This is a genomic window from Flavobacterium sp. HNIBRBA15423, assembly GCF_052655965.1.
In genome coordinates, this window is the sequence record NZ_CP199751.1 from 1,354,417 (window position 1) to 1,371,050 (window position 16,634).

The 16,634-nt window shown below is 27.6% G+C and carries 13 protein-coding genes; 5 read left to right on the forward strand and 8 right to left on the reverse strand.

Features of this window, described 5'->3' with window-relative positions:
* Positions 1–292 precede the first annotated feature (292 nt).
* Both ACULEV_RS05985 and ACULEV_RS05990 read left to right on the forward strand, forming a co-directional pair.
* Complete coding sequence (locus ACULEV_RS05985; RefSeq protein ID WP_445457758.1) at positions 293–1,324, forward strand: hypothetical protein; 1,032 nt, start codon at positions 293–295, stop codon at positions 1,322–1,324.
* The gene (locus ACULEV_RS05990) at positions 1,284–3,605 is read left to right on the forward strand and encodes a hypothetical protein (RefSeq protein WP_445457759.1); all 2,322 of its coding nucleotides are present in this window, start codon (positions 1,284–1,286) and stop codon (positions 3,603–3,605) included. The genes ACULEV_RS05985 and ACULEV_RS05990 overlap by 41 nt, the downstream gene beginning before the upstream one ends.
* 8 nt (positions 3,606–3,613) lie before the next feature.
* Here the strand turns inward: ACULEV_RS05990 and ACULEV_RS05995 are convergent, their stop codons facing one another.
* From ACULEV_RS05995 to ACULEV_RS06020, 6 genes are all read right to left on the reverse strand, one after another.
* On the reverse strand, positions 3,614–4,717 hold the full coding sequence (locus ACULEV_RS05995) for an acyltransferase family protein (protein ID WP_445457760.1): 1,104 nt from the start codon (positions 4,715–4,717) through the stop codon (positions 3,614–3,616).
* A 114-nt stretch (positions 4,718–4,831) separates the two neighbouring features.
* Positions 4,832–5,296, reverse strand: a complete 465-nt coding sequence (locus tag ACULEV_RS06000; protein ID WP_445457761.1) for a Na(+)-translocating NADH-quinone reductase subunit F — start codon at positions 5,294–5,296, stop codon at positions 4,832–4,834.
* 156 nt (positions 5,297–5,452) lie between these two features.
* The gene (locus tag ACULEV_RS06005; protein WP_445457762.1) at positions 5,453–6,352 is read right to left on the reverse strand and encodes an AraC family transcriptional regulator; all 900 of its coding nucleotides are present in this window, start codon (positions 6,350–6,352) and stop codon (positions 5,453–5,455) included.
* Positions 6,349–7,146 (reverse strand): alpha/beta hydrolase, encoded by a 798-nt coding sequence (locus tag ACULEV_RS06010; protein ID WP_445457763.1) that lies wholly within the window; start codon positions 7,144–7,146, stop codon positions 6,349–6,351. The genes ACULEV_RS06005 and ACULEV_RS06010 overlap by 4 nt, the downstream gene beginning before the upstream one ends.
* Positions 7,147–7,282: 136 nt before the next feature.
* Positions 7,283–8,392 carry a PepSY-associated TM helix domain-containing protein gene (locus ACULEV_RS06015; RefSeq protein ID WP_445457764.1) on the reverse strand — a complete coding sequence of 370 codons (1,110 nt, stop codon included), beginning with the start codon at positions 8,390–8,392 and terminating at the stop codon, positions 7,283–7,285.
* A gap of 70 nt (positions 8,393–8,462) precedes the next feature.
* Complete coding sequence (locus ACULEV_RS06020) at positions 8,463–10,619, reverse strand: TonB-dependent siderophore receptor (protein ID WP_445457765.1); 2,157 nt, start codon at positions 10,617–10,619, stop codon at positions 8,463–8,465.
* A gap of 186 nt (positions 10,620–10,805) precedes the next feature.
* On the opposite strand from ACULEV_RS06020, the gene prfA reads away from it, so the two are divergent.
* Positions 10,806–11,879 carry a peptide chain release factor 1 gene (gene prfA / locus ACULEV_RS06025; RefSeq protein ID WP_445457766.1) on the forward strand — a complete coding sequence of 358 codons (1,074 nt, stop codon included), beginning with the start codon at positions 10,806–10,808 and terminating at the stop codon, positions 11,877–11,879.
* Between the two features lie 71 nt (positions 11,880–11,950).
* Positions 11,951–13,252: a DUF5723 family protein gene (locus ACULEV_RS06030; protein ID WP_445457767.1), complete on the forward strand. Its 1,302-nt coding sequence runs from the start codon at positions 11,951–11,953 to the stop codon at positions 13,250–13,252.
* Positions 13,253–13,325: 73 nt separating this feature from the next.
* Here the strand turns inward: ACULEV_RS06030 and ACULEV_RS06035 are convergent, their stop codons facing one another.
* Positions 13,326–13,724, reverse strand: coding sequence for a secretion protein (locus ACULEV_RS06035; RefSeq protein WP_445457768.1), 399 nt, complete (start codon positions 13,722–13,724; stop codon positions 13,326–13,328).
* Between the two features lie 183 nt (positions 13,725–13,907).
* On the opposite strand from ACULEV_RS06035, the gene ACULEV_RS06040 reads away from it, so the two are divergent.
* Positions 13,908–14,780, forward strand: a complete 873-nt coding sequence (locus ACULEV_RS06040; RefSeq protein WP_445457769.1) for an AraC family transcriptional regulator — start codon at positions 13,908–13,910, stop codon at positions 14,778–14,780.
* 26 nt (positions 14,781–14,806) lie between these two features.
* On the opposite strand, the gene ACULEV_RS06045 is transcribed toward ACULEV_RS06040, so the two are convergent.
* Positions 14,807–16,546 (reverse strand): sodium:solute symporter, encoded by a 1,740-nt coding sequence (locus tag ACULEV_RS06045; protein ID WP_445457770.1) that lies wholly within the window; start codon positions 16,544–16,546, stop codon positions 14,807–14,809.
* Positions 16,547–16,634 lie beyond the last annotated feature (88 nt).

The window sequence follows — 16,634 nt, forward strand, 5'->3', positions numbered from 1 at the left end:
TTTTCAGTAGAATATCAGTGAATACAATTTTTTAGATGATTTTCAAGATCTTCGAAAGAGTTAAATGTTACTTCTATTGTATTATTCATTTTATAAATATTATTCAAGAAATTTAATCCGCTATTTCTTTTTAGTGTTATTCAATTAATTAAATGTTATCGATTAATTATGTAATTTATTTTTAAATATTCTCTTTTAAGTTGAGAATTTTGACTTTAAATTTAGGTAAATATATCTGAAATTACATAATTTTATCCAGAATTTCCGTTGTATTTAAAATGGTTCTCCTCTAATGAAAAAATATCTATTCTTTCTTCTACTAATTTTACTTTTTCAAGCTTGTTCTAAACCCTATCAAGTTGAAAATGTGGAACGTGCATTTTATTATTGGAAATCTGATAATGGGAATCTTTCAGAAATGGAGGAAAAGACAATTGACACCCAACAAGTTTCTAAACTTTATGTGAAATTTTTTGAAGTGGAGCACAATGATTTAATGGGTAATATTCCCATTTCTAAAAATAATTTATCCATTTATTCTAAAGAAAAATATTCGATTGTTCCTTGTGTTTATATTAGAAATGAAGTGTTTTTAGAAAGTAAAAAAGAAGAATTAGATCTTTTAGCAGATAATATTGTTTTCTTAATCAATAAGAAAAAAGAGGATAATTTAAATGATATAAAAGCCTTTGATGAAATTCAAATGGATTGTGATTGGACGATCAACTCAAAAGATAATTATTTCTATTTTTTAAAGAAATTAAAGGAAATTTATAAGAAAGAAGTAAGTTGTACACTTCGCTTATATCCTTATAAATATCCAGATAAAATGGGAATTCCTCCAGTGGATAAAGCCATGTTAATGTGTTATAATTTAATCAATCCATTAGATAATAAAGGTAAAAACTCAATTTTAGATAACAACGAACTGAGTTTGTATTTAAATAGACAACGTGACTATCCTTTGCATTTAGACATTGCTTTACCAGTTTATTCTTGGATGCAATTGTTCCAAAATAATGAGTTTACCAAAGTGATTTATACCGATTTTGATAAAATTAAAACAGTTTTGAAACCTATTAAACCGTTGTGGTATGAAGTTACTCAGGACATAGTGGTTTCTAATGTTTATTTGAGAATAGGTGATAAAATTAAATATGATAATGTTACCGCTAATCAAGTGGATAAAGCCATAGAAATTATTAAAAAAAATGTAATTTTGGAAGATTCAATCACCATTTCACTATTCCATTTAGATGATCAACAATTAAAAAACTATTCTCATGAAGAGATTACTAACTTTTTCACTCTTTTTATTAAGTAGTATTTCTATTTCCGTTTCTGCTTGTGGGTTTTATCCTTATGGAGAAGATATTCGTTTTTGTTTTTTAAAACCAGAGTATTTTAATATGCATGGTTTTTCTGAATTTAATTATTCAGCTGATCTTTTTTATCCTAATGATGAAAAATATAAGACTTTGGAAGAAAATCCAAATTTGGTTTTTTGGTACAACTACTGTAAAGGTAAAGTAAGTTTTGAGGACATTTCTACTTGTGTTTATAGCATTCCTTACGAATCTTTTAATGAAAAAGCATTTAATAAAATGGTTACCTATCTTTATTCTAATAAAGATAATGAAGCAATTGATTATTTGAAATTTGCTAAGAAATGTGAAGTCTTTAATGTTCTATATAATGATCCATGGGAAAGAAGTGAATCATATTCAATTCCTGAAAGAAAAAAGATGGTTCATGCTGCTGAGAAATTATCAGAATTGGTTAAAAATATTGATTTAAAGAGACGTTATGCTTTTTTAGCAATTAGACTAGCGTACTATAATGACCAAGCAATAGATGTAATTCGTCTTTTTGAAACTAATTTCACAAATAATAAAGAGAAAGACATTGTTTATTATTGGAGTTTGTATTTTAGAACTATTGTTGAAAAAGATAAAGCATTGAAAAGCTTTTATGCTGCTCAAGTTTTTATAAATGCTCCAGACAAGCGATTTGCTGTTTTTTATAGTTTTAGTAATGATATTGAAATGAATGATATTCTTATACATGCTAAAACAAATGAAGAAAAAGCAAATGTGTATGCTTTGGCAAGTATCAGAAAACACGATAGAACATTAGAATACATTAAAAAAGTTTATGAATTAAATGCATCTAATGAAGCTTTATCTTTTTTATTATTGCGAGAAGTAAATAAAATAGAGGATTGGATTTTTACACCTTATTTTTCATTATATGACCCTGCAGTTAATACTCTAAGTGATAATGAAAAGTATAGTGAAGAGTTTTCGTACAGTCAAATTCAAGCTAGGATTGCAAAAGATAGAAAATATGCAGCTCAAGTTTTGGCTTTTGCCAATGCTATAAAGGCTAAGAAAATTAGTAATTTATTAGAATGGAATGTTTTAAAAATTCAACTCTTATTTATTACAGAAGACTATAATAGCTGTTTAAAAGAAATAGCCATAATTAAGAAACAGAATCATAAATCTCCTTCTTTAAAAAATCAATTAGAAATTATAGAAGCATTATGTCTTACAGCCAATCAAAAACAAGGTGAATTTAAAATTCTTCCAGAAACTAAACAAATTCTTTTAAAGAATAAATCTAACGCTCAATTTATTTTTGCTTTAGGTCGAATTTTAGAATATAACGGTAATAAGACTGATGCTGCTTTATTATTTTCAATCCTAAAAGATAGTGGTAATTATGTAACTTGGAAATCAAAGAAAAATAAATCAAGATCATATAGAGATTATTTTTATGATTATTTTCAATATATTGATGTGATGTATTCTGTTGAAGATGTTAAAAATTTGATATCAGATGTGGAAACAAATGTAAATTTAAAAGATGAGTTTTCTCTTTGGAAATATAAAACTTGTAGTACTGAACTTCAACGATTATATGATTTAGTGGGTACACAATACATTAGAAAAAACGATTTAAAAACGGCTTTATATTATTTTGAAAAAATTGATAATGCTTACTGGAATGAAACCGATTATTTATGGAAAAGAGCCAATAATGAAGATGGTTTTGATGATGAAAATCCATTTTTTACTTTAAAGTATACCAATGATTTTATTAAACAAAAGGAAAACTTTGTATTAAATAAAAAAACAGTGACAGCAAAGCTTATCGAATATATTTCTAAAGCTGAAAAATCTTCCAAAAAAGACTACTATAATTTTTTGGTAGCCAATTGTTATTACAATATGACTATTCACGGAAATGCTTGGATGATGAGGCGATTTGGAGTTTCAGCTAATGATGTAGAACCATATCCTGAAGATGATGCCGAATTTAAAAATGGATTTTTAGCCAAAAAATATTATGAAAGAGCATTCCAAAATGCTAAAACAGATAAGTTTAAAGCACTTTGTTTACGAATGATAGGTCGTTGCGAATCTTTTGAAATTAGACATAAAAATCCTAACATTTCTTACGAAGATTATAATACTTATAATGACTCTATTTTTAATTTGAATGCTACTTATAAAAAATTGAAAAAAGAGTATCCTAAAGATTATGATAATCTTGTTTATGGCTGTTCTGCTTTTGAAGATTATTTTAAAGCTAGAAGATAAAATTAATATCAAATTTTAATAAAAATATTCTTTTTATAAAGAAAATATAGAAATAACCATTCAATACAAATAAGACCAAGAGCAAGTATAATCGTTTTAAAATCACCAAATAAAGAGGCAAAACCACTAAATAAAAAATGGGATGTTGCTTGAAAGTGAATTATAGCTACAGCCATATATATTGCAATTGAATTTAGTCCAATAACACGAAAGAAAAAGGTCCATTTTTGATATTTCCATATATCAATTACTAAATAAAAAAGAGCCAGTAAAATAAAACTAATTCCTCCTGTTAAAAGAGTAAAAGTAGATGTCCATATTGATTTAATTATTGGATACCAATTGTTTAAAAATAAAGCTATGATTAGTAATGATAAACCAGCTACAGTAAAAATCATTACTTTTTGATAAGAAGTTGAAATATTGGAACGTAGAATAATTCCTGCTAAAGTTCCCATAAGTGTTATTGCAGACGCAGAAATGATACAAAGCAACCCTTCTGGATCAAAAACTTTTCCATAAAGTTGACCAGGAAGTAACATTCTGTCTATATAACTATTAATACTTCCTTCTGGTGTTAAAATTCCTGCTCCATGTTCTGGAACTGGGACAAATAACTGTAAAAAAGCATACCCAAGTAAAATTCCTATAATCCAAAACATAATTGAATTAAACTTTCTAAAGTTTATTGCAATGATTGATGCAATAAGATAAGCGATACCAATTTGTCCTAAAACACTTGCTATTCTTAAGTTTTCAAATTGAAAATTTAAACCACCATTATAAATAATTCCTAGAAGGATAAGTATAAAAGCTCTTTTTAAAATTTTTGGATATATAGTTTTTTTAGATGTTCCTTTTTCAAGTTTGCTAAATAAAGCATAAGGAATAGCAACTCCAGAAATAAACATAAAGAGTGGAAAAATAAGATCAAAACCATAAAACCCTTGCCATTCTGCATGATTCATATTAGTTGCTATGGCTTCTGCCCAAGGCCAATTTGTTTGTTGTCCTAGTGCTTTAAATAATACATCACCACCAATTATCCAAAACATATCAAATCCTCGTAACGTATCTAGTGATAAAAGTCGCTGTTTTGAAATAGTAGTCATATTCTTTGTTTGTTGTTATGATAAAAGTCAAATTTAGAAGTAAATATAAAAAATCTCCAATCATTTAACAATTGGAGATTATATATCTTTATTTTTTATAAACTAATTAAAAATTTATAATACATTAACAACTAATGAAGTTTTTCGATTTAAATTAACGATATCATATTCAAATATTTTTGAGTAATCCATTACGTTTGGAATATCATCTAATTTGCAAAGTAAAGTAACCACAGCACTAAGTCCTGTAAATAAAACATCTTTGTCAGTCGTGTTTTTTACTTTGTTGGTAAGATGCAAGGGTAATGAGTAACCACAATTTTTTAAGAATTCTATTTCAATTTGTAAAAGTTCAAGAGGAGAATAACCATTGAAACGTTTTCCTAAATTTTGATTTACTAATCCTACATAATTTAATTGAAGCGAACCATTATAATCAGACAAATGTTTCCAATAATCTTTATTATCTAATATGTTTCCAACTGCACATTGGTTACAACATAATGGATTCAAAGTGTTTTTATGGAAGGCATTATATAATTTATTTATAGCTTCATTAAATCTTTTTGTAGTTTTCATGACTTAATTTATTTATAAACTAAAGATACTAAAAATGAAGGAATTAAGAAATAAATAAATATTAAAAACTTTTTTAGCTTTATTTTATAGTAAAAAAAGGTCTAAATAATATTTTCATTTTAATTATTAATTACAATAGTTAGTCAACAATTATTTCTATTCGACAGGAATACACAAATCAACAATGCATTTCTTATCAGGATGATTTATAAAGTTATTATGATATATTTCAAATGGATTTGTATCTGCTTTTTTATAGCCGTTTTCATTCATCCAAATAAAAAGACCAGTCCACGCTTTTTCAAAATCGTTAGGTTCAATTTCATAACGTCCCACAATATATTTTCCTTTCTCTATTTGGGTTAACCCAATTTCTCCTTCAACTTCTATAGGTTGGTTTAGAGTAATTCCAATGCTCATTCTTATTTTATCAGGTGTAGTTATTTTGAAACTATCATGAAATATTCGTATTATTTTAGAATTATCGTCAAGTAAGTTTTTGGGTGTAGCCCATTTTAAAATTGTATTAAAAGCATTTTCTAATCTTTTTACACCTATATGTGTCACATAAGCCAAATCTAGTTTTGATAGTTCTTTAATTTCAATGTTTGCATTCATAATTGTCCACTTTTTTAGATTAATTATGTTGCAAATGTAGGTGTCATAATTGGTTTCTATTTGACTATTCTTGCTATCAATTTGGCTAATCTTGCTAAATTTTAGAGAATTTGATTTTCGAAAAGAAGTTGGACTTTCTCCATAATAATTTTTAAATGCTCTTGTAAAAGTAGAAATACTTGTAAAACCGAATTGGGTAACCAAATCAGAAATTGTAATCTCTTTTTTATGCAATAGCAAAGCTGCTGATTTTTCGATTCTTCTGCGAGTGATGTAATTATTTAAGGTTTCATTGGTAATTATTTTAAAAATACGATGAAAATGATAAGGAGAATAAAATGCAATTTTAGCTATAGTTTCCAATGATAATTCGCTATCTAAATTATCATCTATGTATTCAAAAACTGTATTTATTCGCTTGATGTACTCTTCGTTCATTGTAATATCTTTTCAATTTCTATTTTGTAATTTGGATCATCTGTCATTCCATTATGTCCCAATTTTTCTAATAGAATAAGTTGTTGTACACTTTTACATTCTTCCTTTAATTTAATGGAAGATTCATGATAAATAACATTGTCCTCTTTACCATGAAAAAGAATCACAGGCATATTGCAGTCTTTTAAATACTTATTATTTTCTAATTTATATTTTAGGATGAAATTTGGAATAATTGAAATAGTGCGATTCATTAAATCGGTTAAACTGTAATAAGGTGCTTGTAGAATAAGTAATCTTGGATTGTTTTCAGAAGCCAATTTGGAAGCCATTCCAGTTCCAATGGAATAACCAAGTACTATAATTTTGTTTTCCTGATATTCTTTTTTTACTTCGTTATAAACCATTTGAATATCATCAAATAATTGATTTTGATTTTTTATTTTTCCTTCACTTTTTCCATAACCACGATAATCTAGAATGAAAACATCATAGTTTAAGTCAGTATAAGTTTTAGCTACAAATCCCCAAGAACTTAAATTACCAGCATTTCCGTGTAAAAAAAAAACAAGTCCTTTTGAATTTTCTGATTTAAATAATAATCCATTTAGGAGTTTTCCATCAGATGTTTTGTAATTCTGTTCTTCAAAATTTTGGTTAAATTGAAACTTAAAATTCTTATTTAATTTTTGTGGTTGAAAAATAAGTTTCTCTTGAAAAAAATATAAAATTCCGCATATTAAAATATAAATTAGTGCTATGGTTTTGAAAAATTTTAAAGCTATTTTTTTCATAGCAAGTTGTAGTTTTAAATTTAATATTTTTAGTGAATGGGTAAATATAAAAAAACCTCAATTATTTAATAGAATTGAGGATGTGTTATTTTAAATTTTATTTTTTTCATAGACTTGCTCTTTTTTTCCTTATAAGCTATTTAAAAGTTTTTCCCCACCAAATTAAGAATCCACTAATTGGCAAACTAGCTATTAAAAGACTAATTAAAAATGCAAATATTTTTCCAGGTAATCCAATGATTGCTCCAGTATGAATATCATAATTCATTCGCATTATTTTATCTGAAGTAGATGCATTTTTAAATTTTCCATAAATATGAGAAACCTCTTTTTCTTCTAATGTATATTGATCAAAATAACGATAATCGGTTTTCCAATATGTTCCATCTCCTAAATTAGCATTGGCAGCAATTGTTGAAGTTTCTGTCTCAACCGGATGAACTTCAATAGACATTGCATTTGGATATTCTTTTTGCATTTTCAACCATACTTTATCTAAAGGGTTAATAATTAAATCATTGTCTTTTATTTTTAATGAAGTAGGCTCTTCATAAATTAATGATTTTTCACCTCCTATTACTGAATAATAACAATATGCAAACCATGGAAAGCCCCAAACCAAACCTGTAATTGCAAAAATAAGAGCAATAGAAAGAATATAAAATCCTGTTATATTGTGTAAATCATAATTTTTTCTTTTCCACTTTGTAGTTTCTTTCCACCTAAACCAAAAACGTTGTTTTGCTGCTTTTTTATTTTTGGGATACCATAAAATAAAGCCGCTAATGATTATGAATAAAAAGAGTAGAGTAGAAGAAGCTATTATAAATTGACCTATTTCATGTGGTAACCAAAGGTAAAAATGACCATCTAAAATGAAACGAAAAAAACCTGAAAATTCATTTACAGTGCGTTGTATCTCTCCTGTGTATGGATTAATGTAGCAAATGACATAATATAAAGGATCATCATTATAAAAAATGGCTTCAACTGCTTGATTTGGTTTTCGATATTGAATAGCATGTAAATGTTTGTTAGGTAATTCCTTTTTTGCTATTTTCTCAATTTCAGAGGGTAATAGATAGGGTTTATCTTGTTTTTCAACAAAACGATAGGTTTCTGTTAAGTTTTGAATTTCTTCTTGGAAAGCATATAAACAGCCAGTGATGGCAACTATAAAAAGTATTATTCCAGTTGCTAAACCTAACCAAAGATGTATTTTTAGAATGGCTTTTTTAATTGTCATTTTATTTTTTTTTTGAATGATAAAACTCCTCATCGAAATGAGGAGTTTTTTAATACTAATCCGTAAATAACTAAAATTTATAGGTTAAGCCAGCAATGACACTCCTTAACTGCTGTGGTGTTACAGTTGACCAACCTGAATAGTATTTTTCGTTTAGGGCATTATTTAATTTTAATGTAATATTAAAATCGTTTGCATCGTATGATAAAGCACTATTTAAAATCGTATAACTTGGTAATTCAAAAGTTCCAATATTTGATCGATTAAGCGTTTTGTATTCGCTAGCATAATTACCACCAAAACCAATTCCAAAGCCTTTTAAACTTCCATTTGAAATTTTATAATTTGCCCAAAAATTAATTAAAGTTTCGGGACCAGCTTCTTCAGGACGTAAGCCTAAATAACCATTATCTGGGAAATAATCTTTTGTTAATTCGCTTTTATTGTTACTAAAACCAGCTATAATGCTTAATCCTTTTGTTGGAGTGGCTGTGAAACTAACTTCTATGCCTTTACTTTCTACTTCACCACCTTGAATTACATCATTGATATTATTAGGATTTGAGGTTACCTTATCTTTTACATTAATGTTATAATAACTAATAGTTGCCGAGATAATATCTTTGTATAAATTTGTTTTAATACCAAATTCGAATTGATTTGCATGCTCTGGATCAAATTTCTTAATTTCCACAAGATTTCCTCCTGTATCATAAATACTTTGAGGTGTAATGTTTTTAAAACCATTCATATAATTACCAAAAACAGAAACCTTATTTTCTATGATTTGATAAACAGCACCAAATTTTGGAGAGAATGCCGTTTGATCTTTAGCTTCATCATCATTGTTATTGGATGTTTTTTCACCAAAATTATCAAAACGTAAACTAGCCATAACAGATAATCTGTCAGTAATATTTAAAACATCTGAAAAATAGACACTAAAAATTTTTTGCGTAGCTTTTGTGTTTCCAGTATAAGTTCCTACTAATAAAGCATCTGTTCCTGCTTGAGTTAAATCCCCTGTATCTGTATCATTTACCAAAGAAACCATTCCGTTTGTAACCCATCCAGAACCACCATTTTTAATATCTGTATTATAGTAATCTAAACCTACTACTAAGCGATTTCTTAGACTACCAATTTTAAAATCACCAATAAAATTTTGTTGTATATCTGTAGTATAATTTGTTCCATTTGCAAAAGCGATGTAACGTACAAAATTATCACCATCAGCCATATCCCATAAATATTGATAATAACCATTTGTTTTTGTTGTACTTCTTGATAAAACTGTTTGTGAAGTCCAATTATTTGAAAGTTTGTATAAAGCTTGCGCTTGCATATTAAATGACTGATTGTCTATTGTTAAATCATTAGAAATAAATGATTTTTTATAATTTCTGTCAAATAACTCCATACCAGTGAAAGATAGAGGAGAATAACGACTTAAAAATAACATAGCAGGTTTAGCTGATGTAGTGTTATATATTTCTGTATTTATTAAGAAAGTTAATTTATCGTTTATTTCATATCTAATTGATGGTGCAATAAAAAATGAATTTGAGTAACCAGCATCTTGAAATGATTCAGTATTCTGATAGGCACTATTAATTCTTACTGCAAGATTCTCTTTTACGGGAATATTTATGTCAGCTGTAATTCTATCCATTCCATATGTACCTGAATTATAACTTATTTCACCACCAAATTTTTTATTTGGTTTTTTTGTAACAAGATTAATTAAACCACCATAAGAAATAACACTACTACCAAATAATGTTCCTGAAGGACCTTTAATAACTTCTATATTGTCAATATTTATAGGGTCAATATTTCCGTTTGTTAATGCTGGCAAACCATTTACCATGGACGGTTGAACCGAAAAACCTCTCATTGAATAAAATTCTGCACCATCTCCATTACGACCTGTTGATTCCCAAAGACGAGTAATACCAGTTGCATTTTTAAGTCCATCGTTTAGATTTGTAACCACTTGTTCTTTTAGTAATTCGTTTGTAACAACATTATAAACTTGTGGATTTTCAATATTTTTTAAAGGCATTTTAGAAACAGTAGTACTTTTTTCACGGGCATATTTATAGTTACTTGTTACAGTTACTTCATTTAAACTTTTAATAGTATCTCTTTCTTTTTGTTCGTTTTCTTGCCCAATAGCATTAGCTATGAAGAGAAAACTGGTTAAGGCAATAAAATATCTTTTCATTTATTTAGATTTAATTAAAATAATGGCGCAAAAATAATGTTGAAAAAATTAAATTCAAAATTTATTTAGACTTATTTAAAATAAAAAACATAAGTCATTAGGAATCAGAATAAGAAAAGTCGATTGGATAGTATGCTAATGGATTGATTTTTTTATTAACTTTGCACTCCAAAATAAGAAAATGCTATGTTAGATAGATTGCAATATGTAAAACAACGTTTTGATGAAATATCCGATTTGATTATTCAACCGGATGTTATTGCTGATCAGAAACGTTATGTACAATTAAATAAAGAATATAAGGACCTTAAAGCCTTAGTTGAGAAACGTGAAGAATACATCGTTCTGGATGGAAACATCAAGGAAGCTAATGAAATTATTGCAGATGGTTCTGATGCAGAGATGGTTGAGATGGCAAAAATGCAGTTAGATGAAGCTAAAGAACGTTTACCTCAGTTAGAAGAGGAAATTAAATTTATGTTAATTCCTAAAGATCCCGAGGATGCTAAAAATGTAATGGTAGAAATACGTGCAGGAACTGGTGGTGACGAAGCTTCTATTTTTGCTGGAGATTTGTATAGAATGTACACTAAATACTGCGAATCTAGAGGATGGAGATGTTCTGTTGTAGATATGAATGAAGGAACATCGGGAGGATTTAAAGAGGTTATTTTTGAAGTTACAGGAGAAGATGTTTATGGTACTTTAAAATATGAAGCGGGTGTGCATCGTGTACAACGTGTTCCTCAAACTGAAACTCAAGGGCGTGTGCATACATCAGCAGCAACAGTTATGGTTTTGCCAGAGGCAGAAGAGTTCGATGTTCAAATAGACATGAATGATGTGAGAGTAGATTTCTTTTGTTCTTCTGGACCAGGTGGACAATCTGTAAATACAACTAAATCTGCTGTTCGTTTAACACATATACCAACTGGATTAGTGGCTCAATGTCAGGATCAGAAATCACAGCATAAAAATAAAGATAAGGCATTGAATGTACTTCGTTCTCGTTTATATGAGATGGAATTAGCTAAAAAGGAAGCTGAAGATGCTACTAAAAGAACTTCACAAGTGAGTAGTGGAGATAGATCTGCAAAAATTAGAACTTATAATTATGCTCAAGGACGTGTTACAGATCATAGAATTGGGTTAACGTTATATGATTTAGGTAATATTATGAATGGTGATATTCAAAAAATTGTAGAAGAACTTCAATTAGTTGCAAATACAGAAAAATTAAAAGAAACTGAAGTATTTTAAAATAAAAGCATTATTTTTGAAAGGCTATAAACTGTGTTTATAGCCTTTTTTAATTTCTAAATCTTTAATTTATGTCTAAAAATTTATTTCTATTTGTGACGTTTATTTTAAGTTTAACTATTCAATCACAATCTTTTTTTGGAAGTCAATATGATAATTATGCTGGAATTTATAGTGTTTTAAATAACCCTGCAAATATTGTTGATTCTCCATTTAGAACTGATATTAACATTTCTTCTGCAAGTCTTTTTGCCGGTAGTGATTATTATGCTGTTAAATTAGGTGATGTATTAAATAATTCTGATTTTGAAGATTATGCCAAAAAGACACCTACGAATAGTAATAATTTTTACACTAATGTAGATATATTAGGACCTTCGTTTCAGATGAATATTAATGATAAAAGTGCTATTGGTTTTTTTACAAGAGCAAGAGGAATTGGTCATGCTTCTGATATAGATGGAGTCTTTTTTGAGAAAATACAAGATGATGTTGAACAAGATTTTAATGTAGATAATCAAAATTTTAGTTTAGCTACTAATTCTTGGTTTGAAATTGGTTTATCTTATGCAAGAATTTTGTTGAATAATGAAAAGCATTTTTTAAAAGGAGGAATTTCGGTTAAATATATAGGAGGAATATATTCTGGATATATAAAAGCTAGAAATTTATCGATTTCATATGATTATACAGGTTTAGAAATTACAAATACAACAACAACTTCTGGAGAAATTGAAACAGGAAATATATCCAGCCTTGAAAGTTTTGATGATCCAATCGAAAATACGGGTAGTGGTTTTGGTACAGATATTGGTTTTACTTATGAATTGAGAGCTAATGGTTCTAATACAAATTTTAATAAATATTTATTAAAATTTGGTTTGTCAGTAACAGATATTGGAAGTGTTAAATTTAAAGATGGAGAGAAAGTTCTTTATGAAGCAGATGCTTCTTATACAGATGCAGAATATGCTATAAACGATGATTTTGATACTTATTATACAAGAATTAGTGAAAGTAGATCTTTTAATGTTTCTTTACCAACTGCGTTACATTTAAATGCTGATTGGAATGTGTATGAAAAATATTATTTAAATTTTAATGCTGATTTAAATATGAACAAAGAGACTAAGCCAAATTCTAATTACATAAAAAATACAACAAGTCTAACTCCTCGTTATGAATCAAAATGGTTTAGTATTTATTTGCCATTATCTATTGTTCAAGATTCTGGGTTTTTATCTGGTTTTGGATTTAGAGCTGGTCCTGTAACAGTGGGTTCAGGTTCTGTTTTTAATGGACTTTTTGGTTACACAAATGCCATTGATGTACATGTTGGCTTAAAAATCCCTATTTATCAGAGTACAAAATAAATAATACAGTTTAATTATTTAAATATTAGTTTTCTATTCTTTTAATTAAACTGTATTACTATTTATTGAATAGCTAATTGCTAGCAAGTTTTTCACTAGTATTTTCTATTACTTTATATACTTCTGAAATCCCTCTTGAGGATAATATAGCATCTTCGTTAGTTACTGTAATTTCGTAAGATACTTTTTTAAGATTATTTTCAATTTTTAGAATGTATTTCCCAGAAGGAAACTGTTCTAAGTTGTAAATTTTCTTAATTCCTTTTTGACCAGTTGCTTTTTCAGCATAAATTTTTTCTCCATCACTGTCAAGAATAGTTATGTTAACATTTTGGATTCCATTTATTGAAAAAGTGATTTGTTTTCCATTTTTATTTTTTACATAAAGTAAGAAATCGTGATCATTTGCATACACCGTCATAGTAGATAAAACTACTGCGAATACTAAGCTTAATTTTAAAAGATTTTTCATAATTGTAGTTTTTAAATTAATATTTGTTTGTTGATGGAGCAAATTTATGTTATAACTACAGAAGATATTGCAACAATTTTTTCATATATGTATGCTATTTTACCATTTACGAAAACGTTTTAGGTTAAAATTGATAATTTTGTATATAAAATAGTTAATTTTGAACAGTTATAATTGTCTAATATGAAAAATTTAGTACCGTCTTTTGAAGTTATTACTCCTTCATTTGGAAGTTCATTTGCTTATTTTAGTTATTCAGAAAAAACGAATAACAAATCTGATGTATGGCATTATCATCCTGAAATTGAGTTGGTTTATGTAAACGGTGGTTCTGGGAAAAGGCAAATAGGAAGTCACATTTCTTATTATACAGATGGTGATTTAATTTTGATAGGTAGTAATTTGCCTCATTGTGGTTTTACCAATGAACAAACGGGTAATAAAATTGAAACAGTAATTCAAATGAAGCCTAACTTTTTAGGAAATGATTTTTTGGATATTACTGAAATGAAGAAAATTCAAAATTTAATGAATCAGGCTAGAGTAGGTATTGCGTTTGACAATGAAACGAAAAGAAAAGTAGGCGCTCAAATTGAAATAATGCAATCTCAAAATCCTTTTGATAGATTACTAAATCTTTTGAAAATTTTAAATGAATTAGCTATTTCAAATGATGATATTCTTTTAAATGCTGATGGTTTTTCTTTGGAAACACAAGTTCAGGATAATGATAAAATTAATGTTATATTTAATTTTGTAAAAGATCATTTTTATGAGCCAATAACTCTGGATGAAGTAGCAGGTTTGGTTAGTATGACAGTACCTTCATTTTGTAGATTCTTTAAAAAAATAACAAATAAAACTTTTACTTCTTTTGTAAACGAATATAGGTTAGTACATGCTTGTAAGTTATTAGCCGAAAAACCAATTAGTATTACAGAAATTTGTTTTGAAAGTGGATTTAATAATTTTAGTCATTTTAATAAACTATTTAAAGAATACACTGGCAAGAGTGCTTCTCAATATAGGAATGAATTAAAAAATATAATTAAATGATTTATCTACAAAGGTAAAGAAGAGCTTTAAGCAAGCTCTTCTTTACTGTTTAAATTTGACTTTATACTGTTCTGTATGAATAATTGTATAAAAAAAGACAAGAATAAGGTTAATACTACTCCTATAAAATTAAGCCATAAATAACTTAATTTTTCATCTTCGGGTTGAATATGAATATAAAAGTAATAAATAATAAAAATTATTGTTTGGCTCAAGCATGCTCCAATGAATATAGCTTTTGCTTTGATGTATTTAATATAAAAACCAACCAAAAAGATTCCTAAAACTGTTCCGTAAAAAATAGAACCAATAATGTTTACCAATTGGATTAAATTTTCAAAAAGAGAACTAATACATGCAAAACCGATAGCAACAATTCCCCAAAATAAAGTAAAATATTGTGTAGCAAATACATAATGCTTATCGGATTTATCACTTACATTTCTTTTATAAATATCAATAGCAGTTGTTGCAGCTAGAGAATTTAATCCGGAAGCACTAGAAGACATGGCAGCACTGAAAATAACGGCTAAGAGTAAACCCAATAATCCTTTTGGTAAGTAATGTAAAATAAAATAGAGAAAAACATAATCTTTATCATTAGTTTCAGAACCATTATCTACTTTTTTAATAATATCTTTTGCATCTTCTCTAAGTTCTTTCTCTTTTAGAGACAAGGCTACCATTTGTTTTCTTAATGTAGGATTGTCAAAATTATTATGCTGTAGTTGTTCTATGTAAATTTTATTGACTACTTTTTTTTCTTCATTAACTATTTGGAGTTTATTTTCAATTTTTTCATAATCAATTTTGTAAGTCGATTCTTTTACTTTATTAACATTATTTGGATTAAAATGTAAAGGGGCATCATTAAATTGAAAGAATACAAAAACTAAAACTCCTGTTAATAATATAAAAAACTGCATTGGAACTTTCAACACACCATTCATAATTAATCCCATTTGGCTTTCTTTTACCGATTTCCCAGAAAGATATCGTCCCACCTGAGATTGGTCTGTTCCAAAATAGGAAAGCATTAGGAAAAATCCACCAGTTATTCCGCTCCAAAAGGTATATCTTGTTTTTGGATTATAGGAAAAATCTAAGATATTCATTTTCCCATTGGCTCCAGCCACATGAAGTACATTTCCAAAATCTAATTCTTCAGGAAGGTAATCAAGTATTAAGAAAAAAGTAATGAACATACCAGAAATAATAACAAACATTTGCTGTTTTTGAGTAATGTTAACAGCTTTAGTTCCTCCAGTTACTGTATAAATAATTACGAGTACACCTATTATAATATTTAGGAAGGTTAAATTCCAGCCTAACAAAGCAGACAAAATGATAGAAGGTGCATAAATAGTTATTCCTGTTCCTAATCCTCTTTGAATTAAAAATAAAACAGCAGCCAAGGTTCGTGTTCTAATATCAAAACGCTGTTCTAAATATTCATAAGCTGTATATACTTTTAATTTATGATAAATAGGAATAAAAGTATAAGCAATTACAATCATTGCAAGAGGTAACCCAAAATAGAATTGAACAAATCCCATACCATCATGATAGGCTTGTCCTGGAGTAGATAAGAAGGTAATAGCACTAGCTTGAGTTGCCATAACAGAAAGACCAACTGTAAACCAAGGAGTTTCGTTATTATCTAATAAATAATCTTTTACATTAGCACTACCTTTTGTTTTTAAAGCTCCATAGATAACTATAAATAGTAAGGTACAAGATAATACAATCCAATCTAAATTTTCCATGTTACGAGTAGATTTCCATTAGTAAAAAGAAAATTAAAATATATATGGCATTTAGAATTAGCACATAATTATAACTTCTTTTCCATTG

Excerpts from the sequence above, each read along its gene's own strand:
- ACULEV_RS05985 (WP_445457758.1), top strand. The coding sequence starts at position 293 with ATGAAAAAATATCTATTCTTTCTTCTACTAATTTTACTTTTTCAAGCT.
- ACULEV_RS05990 (WP_445457759.1), top strand. The coding sequence starts at position 1,284 with ATGAAGAGATTACTAACTTTTTCACTCTTTTTATTAAGTAGTATTTCT.
- ACULEV_RS05995 (WP_445457760.1), bottom strand. The coding sequence starts at position 4,717 with ATGACTACTATTTCAAAACAGCGACTTTTATCACTAGATACGTTACGA.
- ACULEV_RS06000 (WP_445457761.1), bottom strand. The coding sequence starts at position 5,296 with ATGAAAACTACAAAAAGATTTAATGAAGCTATAAATAAATTATATAAT.
- ACULEV_RS06005 (WP_445457762.1), bottom strand. The coding sequence starts at position 6,352 with ATGAACGAAGAGTACATCAAGCGAATAAATACAGTTTTTGAATACATA.
- ACULEV_RS06010 (WP_445457763.1), bottom strand. The coding sequence starts at position 7,146 with ATGAAAAAAATAGCTTTAAAATTTTTCAAAACCATAGCACTAATTTAT.
- ACULEV_RS06015 (WP_445457764.1), bottom strand. The coding sequence starts at position 8,392 with ATGACAATTAAAAAAGCCATTCTAAAAATACATCTTTGGTTAGGTTTA.
- ACULEV_RS06020 (WP_445457765.1), bottom strand. The coding sequence starts at position 10,619 with ATGAAAAGATATTTTATTGCCTTAACCAGTTTTCTCTTCATAGCTAAT.
- prfA (WP_445457766.1), top strand. The coding sequence starts at position 10,806 with ATGTTAGATAGATTGCAATATGTAAAACAACGTTTTGATGAAATATCC.
- ACULEV_RS06030 (WP_445457767.1), top strand. The coding sequence starts at position 11,951 with ATGTCTAAAAATTTATTTCTATTTGTGACGTTTATTTTAAGTTTAACT.
- ACULEV_RS06035 (WP_445457768.1), bottom strand. The coding sequence starts at position 13,724 with ATGAAAAATCTTTTAAAATTAAGCTTAGTATTCGCAGTAGTTTTATCT.
- ACULEV_RS06040 (WP_445457769.1), top strand. The coding sequence starts at position 13,908 with ATGAAAAATTTAGTACCGTCTTTTGAAGTTATTACTCCTTCATTTGGA.
- ACULEV_RS06045 (WP_445457770.1), bottom strand. The coding sequence starts at position 16,546 with ATGGAAAATTTAGATTGGATTGTATTATCTTGTACCTTACTATTTATA.